The organism is Paenibacillus whitsoniae (assembly GCF_003955665.1).
GTDB classification, from domain to species: Bacteria; Bacillota; Bacilli; order Paenibacillales; family NBRC-103111; genus Paenibacillus_E; species Paenibacillus_E whitsoniae.
The window spans coordinates 67,420-86,869 of record NZ_RXHU01000011.1 but is presented as its reverse complement, the minus strand read 5'-3'; the positions used below and the strand labels follow the sequence as shown (position 1 = coordinate 86,869).

Genomic DNA, 19,450 nt, shown 5'->3' with positions numbered 1-19,450 from the left:
GGAAACATGGGAGATCAACTCAGCAATATCGCGTTTCAACGGCCTGTTGTATGCAGCTCGGACAGAGTGTACGCACAAGGTTGTTATGCTGTGGATGGGAAGCGGGACACGTACTGGGAGCCGTTAGCCGCCGACAGGAAACAGCATAACCGGGTCTGGCTGACAGTGGAACTTGACGGGGTGACGTCGTGCAATCAAGTGGTGATGCAGCTGCGTTCGGGCTATATAAGCGGCTATACCATTCTTAGCAGCATCGACGGTGTGCAGTGGGCGGTGGCCTGCCGGAAGCAGACCGCACAAAGTGGAATCGGGGAAACGGAGAAAGCAGTCTTTCCCCGTGTACAGGCGCGCTTTGTCAAAATAGAGTTTGAGATTTACGACACAGATCGTGACTTCCAGCTTGTCGAACTCGCCGCTATCGATGACGTCGCACTGCCATCCGGCCCTTTGCTGGAACGGCTGGTGATGACCGACGAAGCCGGGCGGGCCTATCAGCCGGACGACACGTTGTCCATGCTGGCAGGCGGCAAGACGACGTTAACCGTTCGTGGCGTATTGACCAATGGGGAAGAAGCCGATTTGTCGCAAGCCCACGTGACGGTTGCCTGCACGAATCCAGAAATCGCCGAAATGCAAGGGAACCTTATTCTTAGGGCACATCAGGAAGGCATAGCCCAGCTGCGAGCAGTTGCAACCCTGCAAGGTGTGGTGGTCGAGCATCGCTTCTTTCTTGATGTTCAAGATCGATCCCTGCGTCCAGCCGATGTGTGGCTCACACATCCTAAGCTTGTGATGGAAATTGGCCACCCAGCGCTGTTGTCGGCTGGGAGCGATTTTCCTGTACTTCACATAAGGGCGGAACAGCATGTTACCGTGAAGACCGAAATGATCAACCTTTCTTCTGGCTGCATTCTTGCAGATCTGCAGGAGCGAATTGTAGAAAGACATTCGACGTATTCAATGATTTATCCGGGGAAAGTAGCTGAGCCAGGCCTCTATCAAATTCGCGTCATATTGACGACTCCGGCAGGTATCAGTCGTGACAATTTTTATTTTACCGTACAAGAGCAGAACCTGGTAGCCAAAGGATACAGTCGCATTGTATACCCGGATGCCTCGGGAAAGCTGGCGTATGTCCCCGATTACAAAGGCAATCGGGTTCTCGATTTCTCCAACAGCGGATACGGCGGCGGTGGTGTCGGCTTGCCTCTCGTTGCACCGGCGGTTGAAATTGAGCCGATCGCAGGGGATAATACGGCGTATATTCAAGGGGCTATCGACCGCGTTGCGGCGCTGCCTCTCTCGGCGGATGGCTTTCGAGGCGCAGTGCTTTTAAAGCGGGGCACCTACCCTGTCAGCGGCAGTCTGCTTCTCTCGGCGAGCGGTATTGTCCTGCGAGGCGAGGGGGCCGGCGAGGAGGGGACGCTGCTGTGCGCGACGGGAACGGCGCAGCGGGATGTCATCGAAGTGAGAGGCATCGGAGAAGCGCGGCTGCTTGCGGAGACGATGACGAGGGTTACCGATCTGTACGTGCCTGTAGGTACCCGAACGCTCCATCTTGAAGATACCGGCTGCTTCCAGGTTGGCGATACGGTTAAGGTGCTTCGCTACGGGAATGAGCGCTGGATTCATGCGATCGGGATGGACGCGATGCGTCAGCGGCCTGTCGCTGGGGGCACGAAGCCGTGGGAGCCATTCGAATTGTCCTTCGAACGCGTCATAACTGCCATTCAGGGGCAAGCGATTACGGTGGATGCACCGATCGCTTGCGCGATCGAAAGCATCTGGGGTGGCGGCGCCGTTGTTAAAGTACAAGACAGCGGCCGAATCGAACAGGTCGGTGTGGAGTGCATGCGGGTCGATGTGGAATTCGATGCAAGCGTAACAGACTCCCGTATCGACGGCAATGAAGCGGAGGAAACGTACCTCGCAGACGAGCGTCATGCGATTAATCTGATAAGTATGGATCACATTCAAAATGGGTGGGTACGAGATGTTGTAGGTTTTCATCTTCAACACGCCCTCGTGCAAGTCGGCCGCAACAGCAAGTGGATCACGATTCAAGACTGCGCTGTCTATGATTTTGTTAGCATCATTACGGGCGGGCGCCGATACGCATACCATTTAATGGGGGAACTTACGCTGGTGATGAGGGCGTATTCGGAAAGAGCGCGACATGCATTTGCCGTTGATTCGCGAGTTGCGGGTCCTAATGTCTTTCTCCACTGCGAATCGCATGCCGATTACAACACGAGTGAGCCGCATCACAGGTGGTCGGTCGGTTGTTTGTACGATAATGTGAAAGGACGCATCCATATTCAGGATCGCGGTTATTTAGGCAGCGGACAGGGCTGGGCCGGAGCGAACTATGTGACTTGGAATACGAGGCAGGAACTCGTATCTCAGCAGCCGCCGACGGCGCAGAATTATGCCATCGGACATGTGGGGGCGAAAGGGAAAGCGCTGTTCCCGAATGCCTATGATGATCGACCGCGCAGGGAAGCGTTCTGGGATCGCTGCGGTGCACACGTCTCGCCACGCAGTTTGTACATTCAGCAATTACAGGACCGGCTTGGCGCGGGGGTAGAGCGCTTTTTGCAGCAGGATACAAGATTAGTTGAAGGAGGATCTACGCATGAAGCAGCTCATTGATCGTCAAAGCTATGATGTCCTCATCGACAAAGTCATTCGGCAAATGAAGTCGTTAGCACCTGCCTTCCAAGAACAGGTTGCCATTGGTATCGTGTCCATGAACAATTGGGAATGGCCGCAGGGCGTAGGCTTATTCGCCCTATACTCCTATTACAAAGAAACGGGCAATCTCGCGATTCGCGACGAGCTGATCGCTTGGTTCGATAGCCGCATAGCCGAAGGGCTGCCTGCAAAAAACGTGAATACGATGTGTCCCATGCTGACGCTCAGTTATTTGGCAGAGGAAACCAACAACCCGGTTTATTTGGCACTATGCCGGGAATGGGTCACGTATGTGATGGAGGACATTCCCCGCACGGATGAAGGCGGCATCCAGCACGTGGTTACCCGCAATTTGAATGAAGGGCAGCTGTGGGATGACACGTTGTATATGACCGTGCTGTTTGTGGCTCGCATGGGAGTCCTGCTCCAAGAGGACCGATATCTTCAAGAAAGTATACGTCAATTTCTCGTCCATTTGAAATATTTGACGGATGTTAAAACAGGGCTGTTCTTCCATGGATGGACGTTTCTGGGCCATCATCATTTTGCAGGCGCGTTGTGGGCGAGAGGGAATTCCTGGTACACGGCGGGGCTGGTGGATTATTTGGACATGGCCCCGGTGCCCTCCGGTGTCAGCCAGTTTCTCCTATCTTCACTGGAACGGCAAGTTCGCACACTCGCCGAGCTGCAGCATGAAAGCGGGCTATGGCATACGCTGCTGGATCAACCGGATTCCTATCTGGAAACCTCGGCATCTTCCGCCTTTGCGTACGGGATCTTGAAAGCCGTCCGCAAAGGCTATCTCCCTGAACGCTACCGGGAAATTGGCATGAAAGCGCTGACCGGCGTTCTTGAGAAAATTGACGAAGCGGGGGTTGTTCACGGCGTATCCTACGGTACCGGCTTAAAAGATGACCTGAACTACTATCGGAATATTAAGCAATGTCCGATGCCTTATGGCCAATCCATGACCCTTCTGCTTATGGTAGAGGCCCGGAGAATGGCTACGTAAGTTTTGTTGAGACACACCTTAAATAAGGTTCATACTCGCTTAAATAATTAGTATGTCCCCCGTCTTCCTATCCTCTATGATTTTATTGTAGATAAAGGAAGGAGGGGGATTTTTTAGTAAGCGCTTACTGTAAAAGTAATAGGGTGTTCGGTTCAAGCAGGCTTTCACTATGAGGAGGAACGAGAGTCACATGATTCTGAAAAAGAAGCTTTCTCTGCCCGTCATTATTGCGCTAATCTTCACCATGCTTGCATCCGGCAATGTGTACGCCGCCGATTCGGCAGCGCCTTCAACGGGCACGCCGACGGATGCTTCAACTGCGAATCCGGCGGTTCCGGCGTTGGACACGCAAGGAAAATTCAATGCGCTGAAAGAAAAGAAAATTTTTGAAGGAACGGATGATTCTGGCAAAGAGGACTTCAGCCAAGAAGTGACGCGGGCACAGCTGGCAAAAGTTCTTGTTAGGCTGAATGGTCTCGACGAAGACAAAGCTGCCAGTGCCGTCTATCGAGATCTTGGCGACGCAGCGTGGGCTGCAGGCTTTATCGGTGCAGCGACCAAAGCAGGCTTGATGGAAGGCGTCGCAGAAGGGACCTTTGCCCCTGCCGGGATCGTGACGACCGAGCAGTTGGCTTCCGTACTAGCGCGCGTGTTCAAGCTGCAAGCAGCGGAAAGCGAGGTCGCCAAGGTCACGGGCACCGTATCTGAGTGGGCGAAGGGTTACGTCGCTGAGGCAATGTCGGCCGGACTGATGACGAGCGCGCTGGACTACACGCTTCCGGCGAAGCGCGAGCTGCTCGTGAACACGGCCTATGCGGCCTATCAGCTCATACAGGCGGGCGGTCCTCCGGTTACGAAGGTTTCCGTGGCAGACTTCAAAGCCACAGGGGCGAAAACGCTGGTCGTGAAGCTGAACGGCGTCATCGCCGATACGAGCAAATTAACCGTCTCAATTTTGCGGGGCAGTATCACGGGGGCTGCCGTCACAGGCGCTCAAAAATGGAATACGAACAAGAATGAAGTTACGATTACCTTGGATACAAAAATGACGGAAGGCATCTACACCGTCAAATTGGATGCCGTAAAGGACGGCGGATTGTCCATCGACAAAGGATCCGCGGAAGTATCCGTCGGCAACGAGAAAATTACGCAGATTGATTTTACGACACCGTCGGATACGATTGCCCAGGGGATGGTGAAGTTTACCTTTAAAGCACTGAATCAGTATAAGGAAATATCGGACCTCAGTGCAGCGATTTTCAGCATTTACACAAGTCCTGGACTTGATTTTGTGCCTGCCGGCGACTCGCAGTCCGTTGTTGTGGATACCGTTTACGGCAGTCAGCTGCGGAAGGATCAGCCGTTCGAAATTCGCATCGTTGCACCGGATTATACCGTTCAGGCTAATAAAACCTTTACGGTCGGTGATCTGCAAACCGTCGGCAAAGTTGAGCTGAGCGATGTCGTGTATGTGAATGGCAAAACGAAGTTCGAGCCGGGTGACACGGTGACCGTGCCATATAAAGCGTTCGACCAATACGGTTACGCAGTCATCGATCTGGATGTATTGAAGAAAAATGCCAATACCTTCACGAACGCTGCAGGTGTGATCGACACAGCAGCGGCGTATCCGCCGCAGGGCTTTGGCTTTATTCCCGACGAGAACGGCGACGGACTGCCGGAGCTGAAGGCCAAGGCGGTCGGCAATTTTAATATCTACAGTGTCCAGGACGTTCAGCTGAGTGTCACGGCATTCGGTTCAAGTCAAACTGCGACCAAAGTGCTCAAGGTGGCAGCCCCGAAAACGCCGTTTGACATTAGTATCGGAAACTTCCCGAACACGGTTGCCGTCGGCGACGACGATTTCTATTTGCCGGTTGTCGTGAAAGACCAGGGCGGGAATCTTTTAAGCACAGACGATGTCATAGAAAATGCCGATAAAATTAACGTATACGGCTATGGGAACGGAAGTATCTCCGTTGGCGCGAAGGATGCAGCCGGCAATTTCCTCGGAGGTATTGAGAAGAGTGGTGCCTATAAAGGAACAATTCGCATTTCCAATTTGAAAACGTTAACCGATCAAAACAAAGGGCAATTGACGGTTAAGGCGTCTGTTGTTACGAGCGGTAAAACCGCTACTGCGACGACGAATGTGGTTAGTAAGCGCTACCCGAGAACGGTATATCTGTCCGCTCAAATGAAGCCTAAAATGCTGCCGTCCCTGGATATGGTCAATGGCAGAAGTGAAAACGCTTTCCGCTTGAAATTCAAAGACCAATATGGTGAAGATTTCGATCGCGATTATCGTGGCTACGCCATGAAACTTACGTTTGCGAAAACGTCCGGCACAGTGACCGATGCGGTGTATGTGCTGAGGGGGGCAACGCGTTTGGATCGCGCGAGCTCGACGTTTATCGTCAACGGGGTTGATGCTACGGTAGAAGGCTACGATTCCGGCAGCAGCGTTTCCGATTTTGGCTATTACCGTGACCGTGATTTCTTCTTTACAGCGATCCCCGGTGATGATAATGAGGGCACGTATCAGGTGACGGCACAGCTGTACAAGGGAGACCGAACGACGGTTGCGGCCGGTACGGCTTCGCTTATGTCGAGTGCCATTGCGACTACACAGTTGATCAAAGGCCGAGAAGCGAATAACTTGACGTATACCCTCACGCCGTTTGCGAATGGCATTTACGCCGTTGACAAGATCAAGGATACGTTGAAGGGCGCGGAGACGAATACGATTAGCACGGTAAGCTCTAGTGTAACCTCCAGCGTCTATTCGACAGAAGGATACTCGCTGGAGAACTATTTCTCAGGCAAGGTCGTTCTGACTGCGAAGGATGCTTCCGGCAATGTCGTGCAGCTGCCGAACAATGCGATTCAGTCGCTGGCTTCCGTCACTTCTGCCAATACGCGCGCATCCGCTATTGTGATAAAGCCAAAGGCTGACGGTCAAACGGCCAACTTTCAGGATGGCTACGGCATTCGGGGGAAAGAGGCAGGTACAACGAGCATTTCCGTCATTTTCAAGCCTTCCCATTACGCCGGCAGCAAAGTTGCTTTTCTTGATAAAATTGACATTAAGGACGATCCGCTGACCGTGAGTTCATTTACCGCAACGTATAATGGCAAAGCGAAAGTGATGGCCTTGTCGCAGCTGAAAGCCGGCGTGACCATTTTCTCCGGCAACAGCGTAGATACGGCAGCCAAGAAATTGCTGCTCAAGCAAACGTTCAGCAATATTACGTTAATGGACCAATACGGCAATAATGCTTTTAAAAACAGTTCCATATTCCGCTTTGCTCCTGTATTCGGCATTCAAGCGTTTGTCAGCAATGTGAAATGGTCCAGCGACAATATTGTGCCGGGTTCCGGTTACATTGCGATTGAATTTAACGGTACCGGCGTAAATAGCCTGAATGGCAAAACGAACGCCGTAACCCCGGTTCCAGCCGGCGTTGAGCCGACGGATTGGGTATTCGCATCTGTACCGAATGCGGACCCTGCCAAAGATCCGGCGATTCAATTGAAGCGCGGAGACGCTAAGTACATTTATACACCTGCTATTTCTGCAGTAGATGGGTCACCGGTAGAAATTGCTTCCTTCACAGCTACGGTGATAACCGCTAACGGCAAAACAATCTCCGTTGACGTCTATCCAGATCCGTCGAAGTAAACGCCTCCTGCTCGTATCCAAGGAAAATTTGTTCTCGCAAGGGCAGCAAAATATGCGTATGATTAGTGGAATCGGCTATTTTCTGCGAAGAAATTTTCAGCAGCTTGTGATAGTCTTGGAAGCGAGTTAACCAAAACTATTGCTGGAGGTTGCGTATGATGCCCAATATTTTGCTGTGTTTTCCTAGTGGTCGACATAAAGTCCTGACATTAAGCTATGATGATGGGAATGTCGCCGATCGCAAGTTAGTGGAAATTTTGAATCGCTATGGCTTGCGCGGCACGTTTCATTTAAATTCAGGTTTGCTGGATACCGGTGAGCGTATTTCGGCTGCGGAAGTTCGTTCACTATACCAAGGACATGAAGTGTCGGCGCATACGTTGACGCACCCTACAATTGAGCGTTGCCCGAATGAGCAGATTGTCTATGAAGTAATAGAGGATCGCAAGCGATTGGAAAAGCTGGTTGGCTACACAGTAAGGGGGATGTCGTATCCGAACGGCTCCTACAATAAACGGATTCAGAATCTGCTGCCGCAGCTTGGTATTGAATACTCCCGAATTGTTGGCAGCAGCGGGCACTTCGGTATGCCGAACGATTGGATGGCATGGCAGTCGACATGCCACCATAACAACCGCTTGTTGGAGCATGCAGAGACATTCGTGGACTTACATAAAACGCAGTATCTCTACCTTATGTACGTGTGGGGACACAGCTATGAGTTTGATCGTGAAGGCAATTGGTCACTGATCGAGCAGTTCTGCGAGCGCATCGGTGGAAGAGACGATATCTGGTATGCGACGAATATGGAGATCGTCGATTATATGAAAGCGTACGACCAGCTGCAATTTGCAGCTGATCGAAGCTTTGTGTATAATCCTACTGCGCAGAGCGTGTGGCTAAGTGTCGACGGTCGACACGTTGAGGTGCCTGGTGGTAAGCAGATTGAACTGGCAGGGGAATAGCCACTAGAGCTGATGCTATCGGAAAACTAATTATAGCAACAACGATTATTGAAAACGAATTAGAATAACAGCTGTAACTCGCACTACAGTTCCTAGGAATTGTAGTGCTTTTTAGTCTTTCATTGAACTAGGTCGTATTCGCTCCTTCAGGGATCATGTACCAAGACCAAAGTCTAGCACTAACCTAAACCCCAGACAGTTATGGCTACTTTATTTATTTGCTAATCTTAGTGTTGTAGGCAACAACTAGAGAAACAGCATATACGCTTAGTTGAGGGATACGAATCCAGACGGAGGAACAATGAACAGACTATATAAGACGAATCGAGTGATGAGGATGAGGAACATGCAATGGTTAAGAAGGGTCGACTACAGCCTATTTACCTGGTGTAATCAAAGGGTAAATCACATTGCGCTGGATTGGTTGTTGGGATTGATTACCCATATGGGCGGCGCGACGTTTACGATTCTATGTAGCGTAGTAATCGTGTGGTTGGCACCTCATACTTGGGGACCGGTAGGACTGCAATGTTTAGCGGCTTTGACATTCAGTCATGTGATTGCCTTCCTGATTAAGAAAAAGATGCGCAGAAAACGCCCATTCCACGCCCTGCAGCAAGTGAAGGTAGGGAGATTCCCGCTTAAGGATTACTCATTTCCATCTGGACATACCACCGCCATTTTTGCTATCGTCACCCCCTTTCTCTTTCTAGCGTCTCAGGGAGTTGCACTGTTCTTGATTGTTTTTGCAGGGATGGTTGCCTTTTCACGTGTTTATTGGGGATATCACTACCCAACGGATTGCGTAGCAGGAGCTACGATCGGAATGGGTTCAGCGTTGTTGATAGTTTATATGACGAATTCTTTTTAACATGACAAGAATAAAGCCCGCGAGGAGTGTAAATATGGCGTGGATTAGCAATCTTTTTGAGCAGTACGGCTATTTTGTTTTAATTTTTGGCTTGTTTGCCGAATCATTAGCCTTGCCGTTTCCAGGAGAACTGGCAATGGCGATATCTGGGCATATATCTTCGTTTGGGAGCATGAATATCCCATTTATTATTCTATGCTCTTATTTTGGAGCTATCGCCGGCACGACCTTTACTTATTATTTGGGTTATAAACTTGGCACACCATTCTTTGAAAAGTATGGTAAGTTCTTTTTTCTAAGCCAAGAGCGGATCGCTAAGATTACAAAATGGTTCAATCAATATGGGAACAAGCTCATCCTTGTCAGCTACTTTATCCCAGGTTTGCGGCACTTCACCGGTTATGTGTCCGGTATATTAAGAGTTCGATTAGGCACCTTTATCTTCTTTAACTTCACGGGCGGACTCGTTTGGGTACTGACTTATGTGATGGTCGGTAAAATTTTTGGCATACGAATCGAGCAAATGCTTCACATCATTTCGAAATACGCCATAGCGGCAATGATTGTCGTGGTGGTTGGAGTCGTGATCGGCCTTTATATCAAGCATAATAAACGAGCCATTCGCGATTGGATACGAACAGTAAGCTGGCATAAATGATGTAGACGAGTTGTTATCTGGAGATAAACAGCTCGTCTTTTTCTTGTTGTTTTTTTTGATTGCATTGCTCTCAAAAATGAATTGACCAGAATAGAACTCTATTATACAATCAGTTTGATACGATTTGTATCAAATAAAATATATTAAGCCGTACTCAACATACGGCTATGCGGATAGGCATTTATTTTTGAATCCCTTGAGGAGGCATTTATGAAAAGATATGAAGAACTCGACTCTCTTAGAGGCTTAGCCGCACTGTCTGTCGTACTTTATCACCTAGCCGCAATCTTCCCTAGCTTTGATCAATGGGACAAGAATCCGTTTTTCCACTTGTTGTTTGCAGGTCACGAAGCTGTCTTATTCTTTTTCGTCTTAAGTGGATTCGTGCTTTCAATTCCTTTCTTCAGTGAGACGCAGCCCCCTTATTCCATATTTATTTTAAAAAGATTCTTCCGCATATACATCCCTTACATTTGCTGTATTGTGCTAGCCATCCTATGTTGTCTTTTATTCACCAGAGGCGGGATACCTGCATTAAGTGACTGGTTCAATCTCTTCTGGGTGACGCCATACTCGAATGGTTTATTGTTGAATCACATTTTTCTGATAGGTAACTATGAAACAGATGCATATAATCCTGTAATCTGGTCGTTAGTTCATGAAATGAGAATTTCCCTTATTTTTCCTCTCCTCATGATTTTTATCAAGAAGTCTCCCACGTGGGCCGTTATCCTGGTTGGATGCTTCATAACAATCTTGGAGCTAGTTCTAAGACATACAATCGGAATCGGTAACTTAGGTCTCATGTATGTATTCATGTTTATGATTGGCGCCCTTCTACTCAGACATCTAAGCTTACTTGTTTCGTTCATTTCCTCATTAGGAGCATGGCTCAAACTTACTTTTTTCGCAGCAGCCCTCCTTTTTTATAACTACTCGGTTTGGTTTTTCCCTGAAATTTCATGGCTGCATCGCGGTGTAATTCAAGATTCCTCCACGACGATAGGCGTCAGCATGTTGATCCTTCTCTCCTTGTCTTCAACGTTAGCGGGTAAGATATTGCTGTTAAAGCCGATTCACTTTTTAGGTAAAATCTCCTACAGTTTCTACTTATACCATCTCATGATTAATTTACTAATTATAAATCTCTTCTATGGGATTTGGCCGATGTGGCTCCTTTTAAGTGTAAGCTTCGTTCTATCGGTTTTCGTTTCCGTTGCGGCTTATTATGTGATTGAGAAGTTCTCGATTGAAGCGGGCAGAAGGTTAAAAAGTATCAAACCTAAAGAGGTCATCGTTCCAAGTCGCACAACTTAACAAGGAAAAGGATAACGCTGCTGCAGGGGAATGCAGCGGACAGCCTTTTCTGTTAGATAATCGGCATTTATGGTGGGGGACGCAATACGTCATCATCGCCGTTCACGATGTTAAGAGCGCCCTGACAAATCGGCAGGACGCTCTTGTTTTACATGGGCTACAGGCTTCTCTCTAACAAGGCCCCGACTTGTTTGGCTATTGCTTGAGGTGAGGATGGCATGCCATTTCGGATCCACCATTCAATAACCCCTACATAAGCGTTCCCGGCATACTGAAGCATAACGTCTTCACTTAAATCCGTATTTCTTCCGCTTTCTCGGTCAATCTCATTTTTGAATCCTTCTGTCACATAATCAAATAGCCGATTTCTGAACGAAGGGGCGCCCTGGCTCGCTAGCATGGTCGAAAAGAATACATAATTTTTTTCGAAATATTCGAAAAAGGGTAAAAGAGCACTACTCCAATCCAGTTTGCAAGCCCATTCCCCCATCTCTCTTAATTCGTTAATGTGTGCTTCGATGAGTTTGTCCAGCAGATCATATTTGTCCTGATAATGCAGATAAATGGTGCCGCGGTTAATGTTGGCCTTGTCGGCAATATCCTGAATGGTGATGTCATCGAAATTTTTTTCAGCCATTAATGCGATAACAGCTTTTTTCATCGCTTCTTGTGATTTAAGAATTCTTCGGTCTACTTTGGCCATCGTTTGTTCACCAAGCTTTCATAGATAATTAACGTTTTCCTGCACGATGTTGCGATATAGACATATCCCTTTTCTTTGAAATGAAAATGAGCATTATGCTTATATAGTAATAGACACAAGTTGGTTAATCAATATGGTTTGATTTTATGATAAGCGGTAACCCAATACTATATACTTAAGAGAGTATACATGGAGAGGAAGGCGATGTTATGAGCATGGATGAATGGATTCACGCAGGTACTTTGGATGAGTTGAAGCAAGTAAGTTCCAAGGTTATCAAAGGTGGTATCGCTGTTTTTTATCACGAGGATGAAGTCAGAGCGATAGACAATCGATGTCCTCATCTCGGTTTTCCGCTTCATTTGGGAAGCGTTTGCAGCGGTATGTTAACATGCCACTGGCACCATGCTCGCTTCGACATCTGCAGCGGAGGGACGTTGGATCCTTGGGCGGATGATGTTCCTGCTTACGATGTCAAAGTTGAGAATGAGATCGTCTGGGTCAGCCCAAGACCTAGGAACATCGGCAATGCTGAGAAGCTTAAGCTCCGTTTGCGGGAAGGCCTTGAGCAGAACATCGGTATCGTGATTGCCAAGGCGGTAATTGGATTGTTTGAATCGAAAGTCCCGGTTGATGAAATCGTCCGCATCGGCATCACATTCGGAACCACGCAGGGGAATGGCTGGGGGGCGGGTTTAACCATTTTGACCGCGATGAGAAACGTGCTGCCGAAGCTGGATGCTTCTGGGCAAATACTTGCCCTGTACCACGGCCTGGTTCACGTGGCCAGAACCAGCTCAGGACGTGCTCCCCGCCACCTGCTCGGGGCGCTGCCTTCCTCGCCGGCTTCCACAGAAAGGCTGATGGCGTGGTACCGCAACTGTGTTGAAGTGCGCGATACCCAAGGCGCGGAGAAGGTATTGCTGACGGCAATAGCCAATAGGGCTTCATCTGAACAGCTCGCGGACATGATGCTGATTTCGGTGACGGACCACTTTTATTTGGACGGCGGCCATACTTTCGATTTTCATAACAAAGCATTTGAGGCACTGGAAAGCTTGGGAGGTCCGCTCACGGAGCCCATCCTCGCTTCGCTTGTTCCGCTTCTCAGATCGCCCACTCGCAGTGAAGAACTTCATCACTGGCAGGCGCCTGTTGATCTGGTAACTCCGCTCCAGGACGCTTTTAAGATGTTACAGCAGCCCGCAATTTCAGAACCTTCCGTTCTGCTGGATGAACAAGCTTTCGTGGAACAACTGCTCAGTGATAACGCGTTAGAGACGATCGATCAATTATCCCGGCTTTTGCTAGGGGGAGCAGCCCCTGAACAATTGGCTCAATTGATCTGTTTGGCGGCGGCCGAGAGAATCGTGCGGTTTCACACCCAAAATGAGTTCAGCGATTGGGTGGCGGTGCTGCATACCTTTACTTACGCTCATGCCGTACACGAGCGGCTGAGTCGTTCCAAGGAACCGCTTCTCCTTCGGGCACTCTATTACGGGGCGATGGCCCTTTATCATGACCGTTTCCTTAATGTGCCGCGGGCACCGAAACCAAGACCCGCTAACGGCCGCAGCTTTGCGCCTGAGGAGTTGCTCGAGCTTATGGATCGCAGGCAGCAGGTGGAAGAGGCAGCTGACTGGGTAGCCGGATACCTTGGCGAACAGCGGGACCCTCATGTTCTGCTAGGCACACTGGGCCAAAGCTTGCTTCGCGAGGACGCTGAATTCCACTCATTTCAACTATACGAGGCTGCCGTCACCGAATTTGATCGGTGGGATCAGCGTTCGGATGATTTTGCCAAGCAAGCTAAGGAGACTTGCCTGCTTGCCTGCACCCGATATTTGGCAGCCCACGCCCCAAGTGCGCGGGAACTGCCGCATACGGCTAAGATTGCTTGGCGTTTGTACCGCGGTGAGAGACTGTTTGAGGAAGAGTAAGCAAAAACAACGTGGAGAGAGAGGAATCTACCATGCAGTCAAAAACTGAAAAAGAGAAGATGTTAAGTGGCGAGCTGTATCAAGCTGGTGATGCGGAGCTGGTAAATGACCGTTTGCGTGCGCGTAGCTTAACACGGCAATACAACCAGACACTTGAGACGGATGATAAACGAAGAAAAGAAATACTGTTGGAGCTGCTCGGTTCGACTGGCACTAACTTTTACATTGAACCGACATTCCGCTGCGATTATGGATACAACATACATGTCGGTGAAAATTTTTATGCCAATTTTGATTGCATTTTTCTCGACGTTTGTGAAATTCGCTTAGGCGATAGCTGCTTCTTAGGGCCCGGCGTACATATTTATACAGCCACACATCCTGTAGAGTTCAGAGAAAGAATATCGGGAGCGGAGTTCGGCAAGCCCGTAACGATTGGCAATCATGTATGGATTGGAGGAAGCGCGATTATTAACCCTGGTGTCAAGATCGGCAATAACGCCGTGATTGCATCAGGGGCAGTAATTACGAAAGATGTCCCAGACAATGTGGTCGTAGGCGGTAATCCAGCAAAAATTATAAAGCAGATTAACAACGGTAAAGATATATACACAGATGTATAACAACTTTTCTATGAATAACATGGAAAGCCAGTGATGCCTTCCACATAAAGCAAGATGCGCAACGTGCTGCGACTCGCGAATCGCAGCACGTTTGTCGTTCATCGCTAAGCTCGCGGCAGACTCTCTCCCCCGGGTCTTAAATAATCGATAATTTGAACCGTAATGTTGAGTAATCCACATATCGTGCGGAATTGATGATTGCAAGCGCTTGGATTCTGTTTAAAATTATGAACGGGAGTTGATTAAACAATTTATGTTGTTCTTATTTTAGGAGCAATTTGTAAAAGGAAGAGGGAACTGTGATTTTGCAAAAACGAAACCATTTGCTTATTTTTATTTTGACTGTCGGAGTTTTTGGCATCTTAAATACCGAGATGGGGGTTATTGGAATATTACCCTCTATTGCAGAACACTATCATGTAAGTATTTCCAAAGCAGGATGGTTGGTGAGCTTTTTTGCTATCGCTGTTGCCGTTTCTGGTCCAACCATGCCGTTATTATTTTCGGGGATCAATCGGAAGAAGGTCATGCTGCTCGTACTTGGCATTTTCGTAGTGGGAAACGTGGTCTCCATTTTTGCTTCAAATTTTGCGATTGTTTTAATTGCCCGCGTAATACCAGCCTTTTTTCATCCCGTCTACTGTTCATTGGCGTTCACGGTAGCTGCCGACTCGGTTAACGAGGAAGAAGCGCCAAAAGCAGTTTCCAAAATTCTTATTGGCGTATCAGCCGGCATGGTCATCGGGGTACCCATCGCAAGCTTTATTGCGAGTGCCGCCTCCCTTCAAATGGCGATGGTCTTCTTTGCGGTTGTCAATGTCATTGTATTCCTCGCTACATGCATATTTATACCATCCATGCCTGTTGAGAAAAGACTTTCTTACGGGGCACAATTGTCCGTATTGAGAAAAACAATGACCTGGATTTCCATAGCAGCCGTGATTTTATTAAACTCAGCCGTGTTTGGCGTATATAGTTATCTTGCGGAGTATCTGAAAATCGTGACGAACATGTCTTCGAATTCAATTAGCTTCGTGCTATTTATGTACGGTGGAGCCAATATCATCGGAAATATGGTCGCAGGTAAACTGCTTACGCATCGTGCCGTCCGAATTATCTTATCTTTTCCATTTGCTTTGGGATTGGTTTACATCCTGTTGTTCTTCTTTGGAAAGTTTAGCCTTCCAGTGGCGATCATTACTTTAATCTGGGGAATACTAGCGGGGATTGGAGGTAACATCAATCAATATTTAATGATGTCTGCAGCTCCAGAGGCACCTGATTTTGCGAATGGCTTGTTCCTAACATCTGCAAACCTTGGGACAACCTTCGGGACGGCGGTAGGCGGGGTATTTATTTCGGGAATGGGCACACCATACGTCGTAATTGTAGGATTGCTTTCATTGATATTAAGTACAGTTGCTCTGTTGGTCAGAAGATATATGTTTACCCTTGTACAAAGAGCGTCCTGACAAAATTGCAGGACGCTCTTGTTTGCTTCTTAGGCAGATCTTCTTGCTAAGAAAGTTTGCCCTCTAACATAATTCCAACCTGTTCCTTCATTACATGGGATTATTTATATCAGAACTGGGTATAGAATACGTCGTCTTGTTTTAAGTTTTAAGGAATCGTAAGCATTTAATAAACAGTATATCTTAAGTTGTTTAATAAACAACGAATTCCGCTCTTTTAACCATTGATCGTGTCTTCGTTTCATTTATAATTATAGACATGTGTTGATTAATAATAAAATGTTCATTTAACTGGGATTACAGGAGGCTATAATATGATTAATGCTCATGCACGCGCTGTATTCAGTCCAGAAGGACCATTTAAACTAACTGCGATCGAGCGCAGAGATCTTCAGCCACATGATGTGCTCATTGAGATAAAATTCGCTGGTATTTGTCATTCCGACATTCACACTGCCCGCGGCGAGTGGGGGCCGGTTCAATATCCGCTCGTTCCAGGCCATGAGATTGCCGGAATCGTCGCCAAGGTTGGTTCGCAAGTCACCAAACATGCCGTTGGCGATCGAGTAGGAGTCGGCTGTATGGTGGACTCCTGCGGGGAGTGCGTGAACTGCCATAAAGGAGAGGAGCAGTATTGCCTTAGTGGCAATACGGGCACTTATGGAGCGATTGATCGGTACGGTCAATATACGCAAGGCGGTTATTCCACTCATATCGTCGTAAGTGAGGATTTCGTGGTTCGAATTCCTGACGGTATCGAGCTTGACGCCGCTGCACCCCTCTTGTGTGCCGGCATCACAACGTACTCGCCGCTGCGCCATTGGGGTGTAGGCCCTGGCAAGAAGGTGGCGGTTGTTGGACTTGGCGGGCTTGGACATATGGCGGTGAAGCTTGCTCATGCCATGGGGGCGGAGGTAACGGTTTTATCACAGTCATTGAAGAAGAAAGAAGACGGTTTGAAGCTTGGCGCGGACCATTATTATGCCACAAGCGATCCGGGGACGTTTAAGGAGCTGGCAGGTTCATTTGATCTTATCGTGAATACGGTGAGTGCGAAGATCGACATTAGCGCTTTCCTTTCGCTGCTGACGCTGGATGGTACCTTGGTCAACGTTGGCGCACCGGCAGAGCCATTGTCGGTTAACGTATTCGCCCTTATCGGCCATCGCCGTTCGTTTGCCGGGTCGATGATCGGTGGTATTCGCGAAACGCAGGAAATGCTTGATTTTTGCGCTGAACACCACATCGCTCCCGAGATTGAAGTGATTTCTGCCAAGCAGATTGATGAAGCCTGGGAGCGCGTACTAGCATCAGATGTGCGGTATCGATTTGTCATCGACATCAGCACGATGGAGAATGAATGAGCACTGCTTACAACTGATCACTATAAAAGCAGGAGGCTTCGTTATGAATCGAATTGAAAAGAGCCAGGAAACGTACAAACAACTATTTGGCGATGGAGTGCCGGCGGCCTATGCTACTGATCCTGAATTGCAGGACATCCTGAGCCGCTTCATTTTTGGGGAAGTTTTTCATCAAGGCAATCTGGATAACAAACAGCGTGAGCTCATTACGCTGGTAGTGCTGGCAACCAATCAGACGTTGCCCCAGCTCAAGGCACATACCCATGCCGCGCTGAACGTCGGACTCACACCAGTGGAAATCAAGGAAGCCATCTACCAATGTGCGCCATACCTTGGATTTCCCAAAACGTTAAATGCTATTACGGAAGTCAATGAAGTGTTCAAGGCCAGAAATATTGCATTGCCGCTCGAGAGCCTGAAACAGGTTGAAGAAGAGAATCGGCTGGACAAGGGACTTGCCGTGCAGATGGAAATTTTCGGGGATGTCATTGCACAAATGCGAGCAAGTGCCCCATCCAATCAAACGCATATACAAGACTACCTTTCCGCCTTCTGCTTTGGTGACTTCTATACCCGCGGCGGTCTTGATTTAAAGACGCGAGAATTGCTGACTCTCTGCATTGTAAGTAGCCTCGGCGGCGCGGAAGGTCAAGTGAAGGCACATGTGCAAGGCAATGCAAATGTGGGCAATGATAAGATGACCATGATCGCTGCCGTCACTCACTGTCTTCCCTACATGGGCTTTCCGAGAACGCTTAACGCGTTAGCGAGCATTAATGAAATTATTCCTGAGGAGACAAAACATGTTTAACGAAACTTACAAATTGGCAAATGGCGTAGAAATCCCCAAACTAGGGCTCGGTACCTGGCTGCTTGACGATGAACAGGCTGCGCAGGCGGTGCGCGATGCGGTATCGATCGGATATCGCCATATGGATACGGCTCAGGCTTATAAGAATGAAGCGGGTGTAGGTAAAGGAATACGTTCCTGCGGTGTGGCAAGGGAAGAACTTTTCATCACGACGAAGGTTGCTGCAGAATTAAAGAATTATGATGCCGTTACGCAATCCATTGATGAGTCTTTAGCCAAAATGGGACTGGACTACCTGGATCTCGTGATTATCCACAGCCCGCAGCCTTGGAAGGAGTTTCGTGAGGAAAAACGTTACTTCGAGGAGAACAAGGAAGTATGGAAGGCGATGGAGGATGCTTATAAGACAGGCAAAGTTAAGGCGATCGGTCTTTCCAACTTTCTGCAGGATGATATCGAGAATATTCTTGCAAGCTGCGAGATCAAGCCGATGGTCAATCAGATCTTGGCGCATGTGAGCAATACGCCCTTGGAGCTCATCGCATTCTGCCAGAAGAATGACATCTTGGCAGAGGCCTATTCCCCCATTGCGCACGGTGCAGTCCTTGACCATGCAGAGGTTAAGGTCATCGCTGACAAGTATGACGTATCTGTAGCCCAACTTTGCTTGCGTTATGCGATCCAGCTAGGTCTAGCAGTCATTCCGAAGACGGCGAATCCAGATCACATGAGAATCAATGCTGAGCTTGATTTTGTTATCAGCGGAGCAGATATGGAAACATTAAAGAATGTAGAGCACATCCAGCATTATGGCGAGCATAGCTTCTTTCCGGTATTCGGAGGGAAATTAAAGTAAACGGAGGAACCAGAATGGCGAAGCATGAAGAAGTAAAAAATGGGGTCATTTTCCCAGCGGGTGAAAAAAATGAAGCATTTGCTCAATATTTTGTGGGGCAAAGTTATCTGAAAACATTAGTTGCTGATCCTAACGTGAATGTTGGTGTGGGTAATGTGACCTTTGAACCAGGATGCAGAAATAACTGGCACATTCACCGCGGTGGATTTCAACTCTTATTAGTAACCGGCGGCGAAGGCTGGTATCAAGAAGAAGGCAAGCCTGCTCAATTCTTAAAAGCCGGTGATGTGATTGTCACCCATGATGGCGTCAAACACTGGCATGGCGCCGCAAAGGACAGCTGGTTTGAACACATCGCAATCACTGCCGGTAAACCGGAATGGTTGGAACCTGTAACAGATGAGGCGTATAGCAAACTCTAATAAGTGAAAATAAACGCAGAAACGGCAGCCGGTAACGGCTGCCGTTAAGCATGAAATGGC

15 protein-coding genes are annotated in these 19,450 nt (G+C 48.4%); 14 read left to right on the top strand and 1 reads right to left on the bottom strand.

Annotation, left to right across the window (positions count from 1 at the left end):
* Positions 1 to 6: 6 nt before the first annotated feature.
* The 7 genes from EJQ19_RS02855 (at position 7) to EJQ19_RS02825 (ending at position 11,199) form a co-directional block, all read left to right on the top strand.
* Positions 7 to 2,652 carry a discoidin domain-containing protein gene (locus EJQ19_RS02855; protein ID WP_126139690.1) on the top strand — a complete coding sequence of 882 codons (2,646 nt, stop codon included), beginning with the start codon at positions 7 to 9 and terminating at the stop codon, positions 2,650 to 2,652.
* Positions 2,636 to 3,706 carry a beta-galactosidase BglB gene (gene bglB, locus EJQ19_RS02850; protein ID WP_241242699.1) on the top strand — a complete coding sequence of 357 codons (1,071 nt, stop codon included), beginning with the start codon at positions 2,636 to 2,638 and terminating at the stop codon, positions 3,704 to 3,706. The genes EJQ19_RS02855 and bglB overlap by 17 nt, the downstream gene beginning before the upstream one ends.
* Before the next feature lie 190 nt (positions 3,707 to 3,896).
* Entirely contained in the window at positions 3,897 to 7,388 is a 3,492-nt protein-coding gene (locus EJQ19_RS02845) for an S-layer homology domain-containing protein (RefSeq protein ID WP_164716279.1), read from the top strand.
* 158 nt (positions 7,389 to 7,546) lie between these two features.
* The gene (locus EJQ19_RS02840) at positions 7,547 to 8,353 is read left to right on the top strand and encodes a polysaccharide deacetylase family protein (protein WP_126139786.1); all 807 of its coding nucleotides are present in this window, start codon (positions 7,547 to 7,549) and stop codon (positions 8,351 to 8,353) included.
* 346 nt (positions 8,354 to 8,699) lie between these two features.
* Entirely contained in the window at positions 8,700 to 9,224 is a 525-nt protein-coding gene (locus tag EJQ19_RS02835) for a phosphatase PAP2 family protein (protein WP_126139688.1), read from the top strand.
* 34 nt (positions 9,225 to 9,258) lie between these two features.
* Positions 9,259 to 9,882, top strand: a complete 624-nt coding sequence (locus EJQ19_RS02830; RefSeq protein WP_126139687.1) for a DedA family protein — start codon at positions 9,259 to 9,261, stop codon at positions 9,880 to 9,882.
* A 210-nt stretch (positions 9,883 to 10,092) separates the two neighbouring features.
* A complete protein-coding gene (locus EJQ19_RS02825) occupies positions 10,093 to 11,199 on the top strand; it encodes an acyltransferase family protein (protein ID WP_126139686.1) in 1,107 nt (368 codons plus the stop codon).
* A gap of 157 nt (positions 11,200 to 11,356) precedes the next feature.
* On the opposite strand, the gene EJQ19_RS02820 is transcribed toward EJQ19_RS02825, so the two are convergent.
* Positions 11,357 to 11,902 (bottom strand): TetR/AcrR family transcriptional regulator, encoded by a 546-nt coding sequence (locus tag EJQ19_RS02820; RefSeq protein WP_126139685.1) that lies wholly within the window; start codon positions 11,900 to 11,902, stop codon positions 11,357 to 11,359.
* A 209-nt stretch (positions 11,903 to 12,111) separates the two neighbouring features.
* Here EJQ19_RS02820 and EJQ19_RS02815 point away from each other — a divergent pair, with 209 nt between their 5' ends.
* From EJQ19_RS02815 to EJQ19_RS02785, 7 genes are all read left to right on the top strand, one after another.
* Positions 12,112 to 13,842: a Rieske (2Fe-2S) protein gene (locus EJQ19_RS02815; protein ID WP_338143319.1), complete on the top strand. Its 1,731-nt coding sequence runs from the start codon at positions 12,112 to 12,114 to the stop codon at positions 13,840 to 13,842.
* A gap of 32 nt (positions 13,843 to 13,874) precedes the next feature.
* A complete protein-coding gene (locus EJQ19_RS02810; RefSeq protein ID WP_126139684.1) occupies positions 13,875 to 14,465 on the top strand; it encodes a maltose acetyltransferase domain-containing protein in 591 nt (196 codons plus the stop codon).
* Between the two features lie 305 nt (positions 14,466 to 14,770).
* Entirely contained in the window at positions 14,771 to 15,937 is a 1,167-nt protein-coding gene (locus tag EJQ19_RS02805; RefSeq protein ID WP_126139784.1) for an MFS transporter, read from the top strand.
* A gap of 314 nt (positions 15,938 to 16,251) precedes the next feature.
* Positions 16,252 to 17,301: an NAD(P)-dependent alcohol dehydrogenase gene (locus EJQ19_RS02800; RefSeq protein ID WP_126139683.1), complete on the top strand. Its 1,050-nt coding sequence runs from the start codon at positions 16,252 to 16,254 to the stop codon at positions 17,299 to 17,301.
* A gap of 43 nt (positions 17,302 to 17,344) precedes the next feature.
* On the top strand, positions 17,345 to 18,112 hold the full coding sequence (locus tag EJQ19_RS02795; protein ID WP_126139682.1) for a carboxymuconolactone decarboxylase family protein: 768 nt from the start codon (positions 17,345 to 17,347) through the stop codon (positions 18,110 to 18,112).
* Positions 18,105 to 18,968, top strand: coding sequence for an aldo/keto reductase (locus tag EJQ19_RS02790; protein WP_126139681.1), 864 nt, complete (start codon positions 18,105 to 18,107; stop codon positions 18,966 to 18,968). The genes EJQ19_RS02795 and EJQ19_RS02790 overlap by 8 nt, the downstream gene beginning before the upstream one ends.
* 14 nt (positions 18,969 to 18,982) lie before the next feature.
* Positions 18,983 to 19,390, top strand: coding sequence for a cupin domain-containing protein (locus EJQ19_RS02785; protein ID WP_126139680.1), 408 nt, complete (start codon positions 18,983 to 18,985; stop codon positions 19,388 to 19,390).
* Positions 19,391 to 19,450 lie beyond the last annotated feature (60 nt).

Bases quoted from the DNA above. Each gene is read 5' to 3' on its own strand.
- EJQ19_RS02810 (WP_126139684.1), top strand. From the start codon at position 13,875: ATGCAGTCAAAAACTGAAAAAGAGAAGATGTTAAGTGGCGAGCTGTAT.
- EJQ19_RS02825 (WP_126139686.1), top strand. From the start codon at position 10,093: ATGAAAAGATATGAAGAACTCGACTCTCTTAGAGGCTTAGCCGCACTG.
- EJQ19_RS02800 (WP_126139683.1), top strand. From the start codon at position 16,252: ATGATTAATGCTCATGCACGCGCTGTATTCAGTCCAGAAGGACCATTT.
- EJQ19_RS02820 (WP_126139685.1), bottom strand. From the start codon at position 11,902: ATGGCCAAAGTAGACCGAAGAATTCTTAAATCACAAGAAGCGATGAAA.
- EJQ19_RS02845 (WP_164716279.1), top strand. From the start codon at position 3,897: ATGATTCTGAAAAAGAAGCTTTCTCTGCCCGTCATTATTGCGCTAATC.
- EJQ19_RS02790 (WP_126139681.1), top strand. From the start codon at position 18,105: ATGTTTAACGAAACTTACAAATTGGCAAATGGCGTAGAAATCCCCAAA.
- bglB (WP_241242699.1), top strand. From the start codon at position 2,636: ATGAAGCAGCTCATTGATCGTCAAAGCTATGATGTCCTCATCGACAAA.
- EJQ19_RS02830 (WP_126139687.1), top strand. From the start codon at position 9,259: ATGGCGTGGATTAGCAATCTTTTTGAGCAGTACGGCTATTTTGTTTTA.
- EJQ19_RS02795 (WP_126139682.1), top strand. From the start codon at position 17,345: ATGAATCGAATTGAAAAGAGCCAGGAAACGTACAAACAACTATTTGGC.
- EJQ19_RS02835 (WP_126139688.1), top strand. From the start codon at position 8,700: ATGCAATGGTTAAGAAGGGTCGACTACAGCCTATTTACCTGGTGTAAT.
- EJQ19_RS02815 (WP_338143319.1), top strand. From the start codon at position 12,112: ATGAGCATGGATGAATGGATTCACGCAGGTACTTTGGATGAGTTGAAG.
- EJQ19_RS02855 (WP_126139690.1), top strand. From the start codon at position 7: ATGGGAGATCAACTCAGCAATATCGCGTTTCAACGGCCTGTTGTATGC.
- EJQ19_RS02785 (WP_126139680.1), top strand. From the start codon at position 18,983: ATGGCGAAGCATGAAGAAGTAAAAAATGGGGTCATTTTCCCAGCGGGT.
- EJQ19_RS02840 (WP_126139786.1), top strand. From the start codon at position 7,547: ATGCCCAATATTTTGCTGTGTTTTCCTAGTGGTCGACATAAAGTCCTG.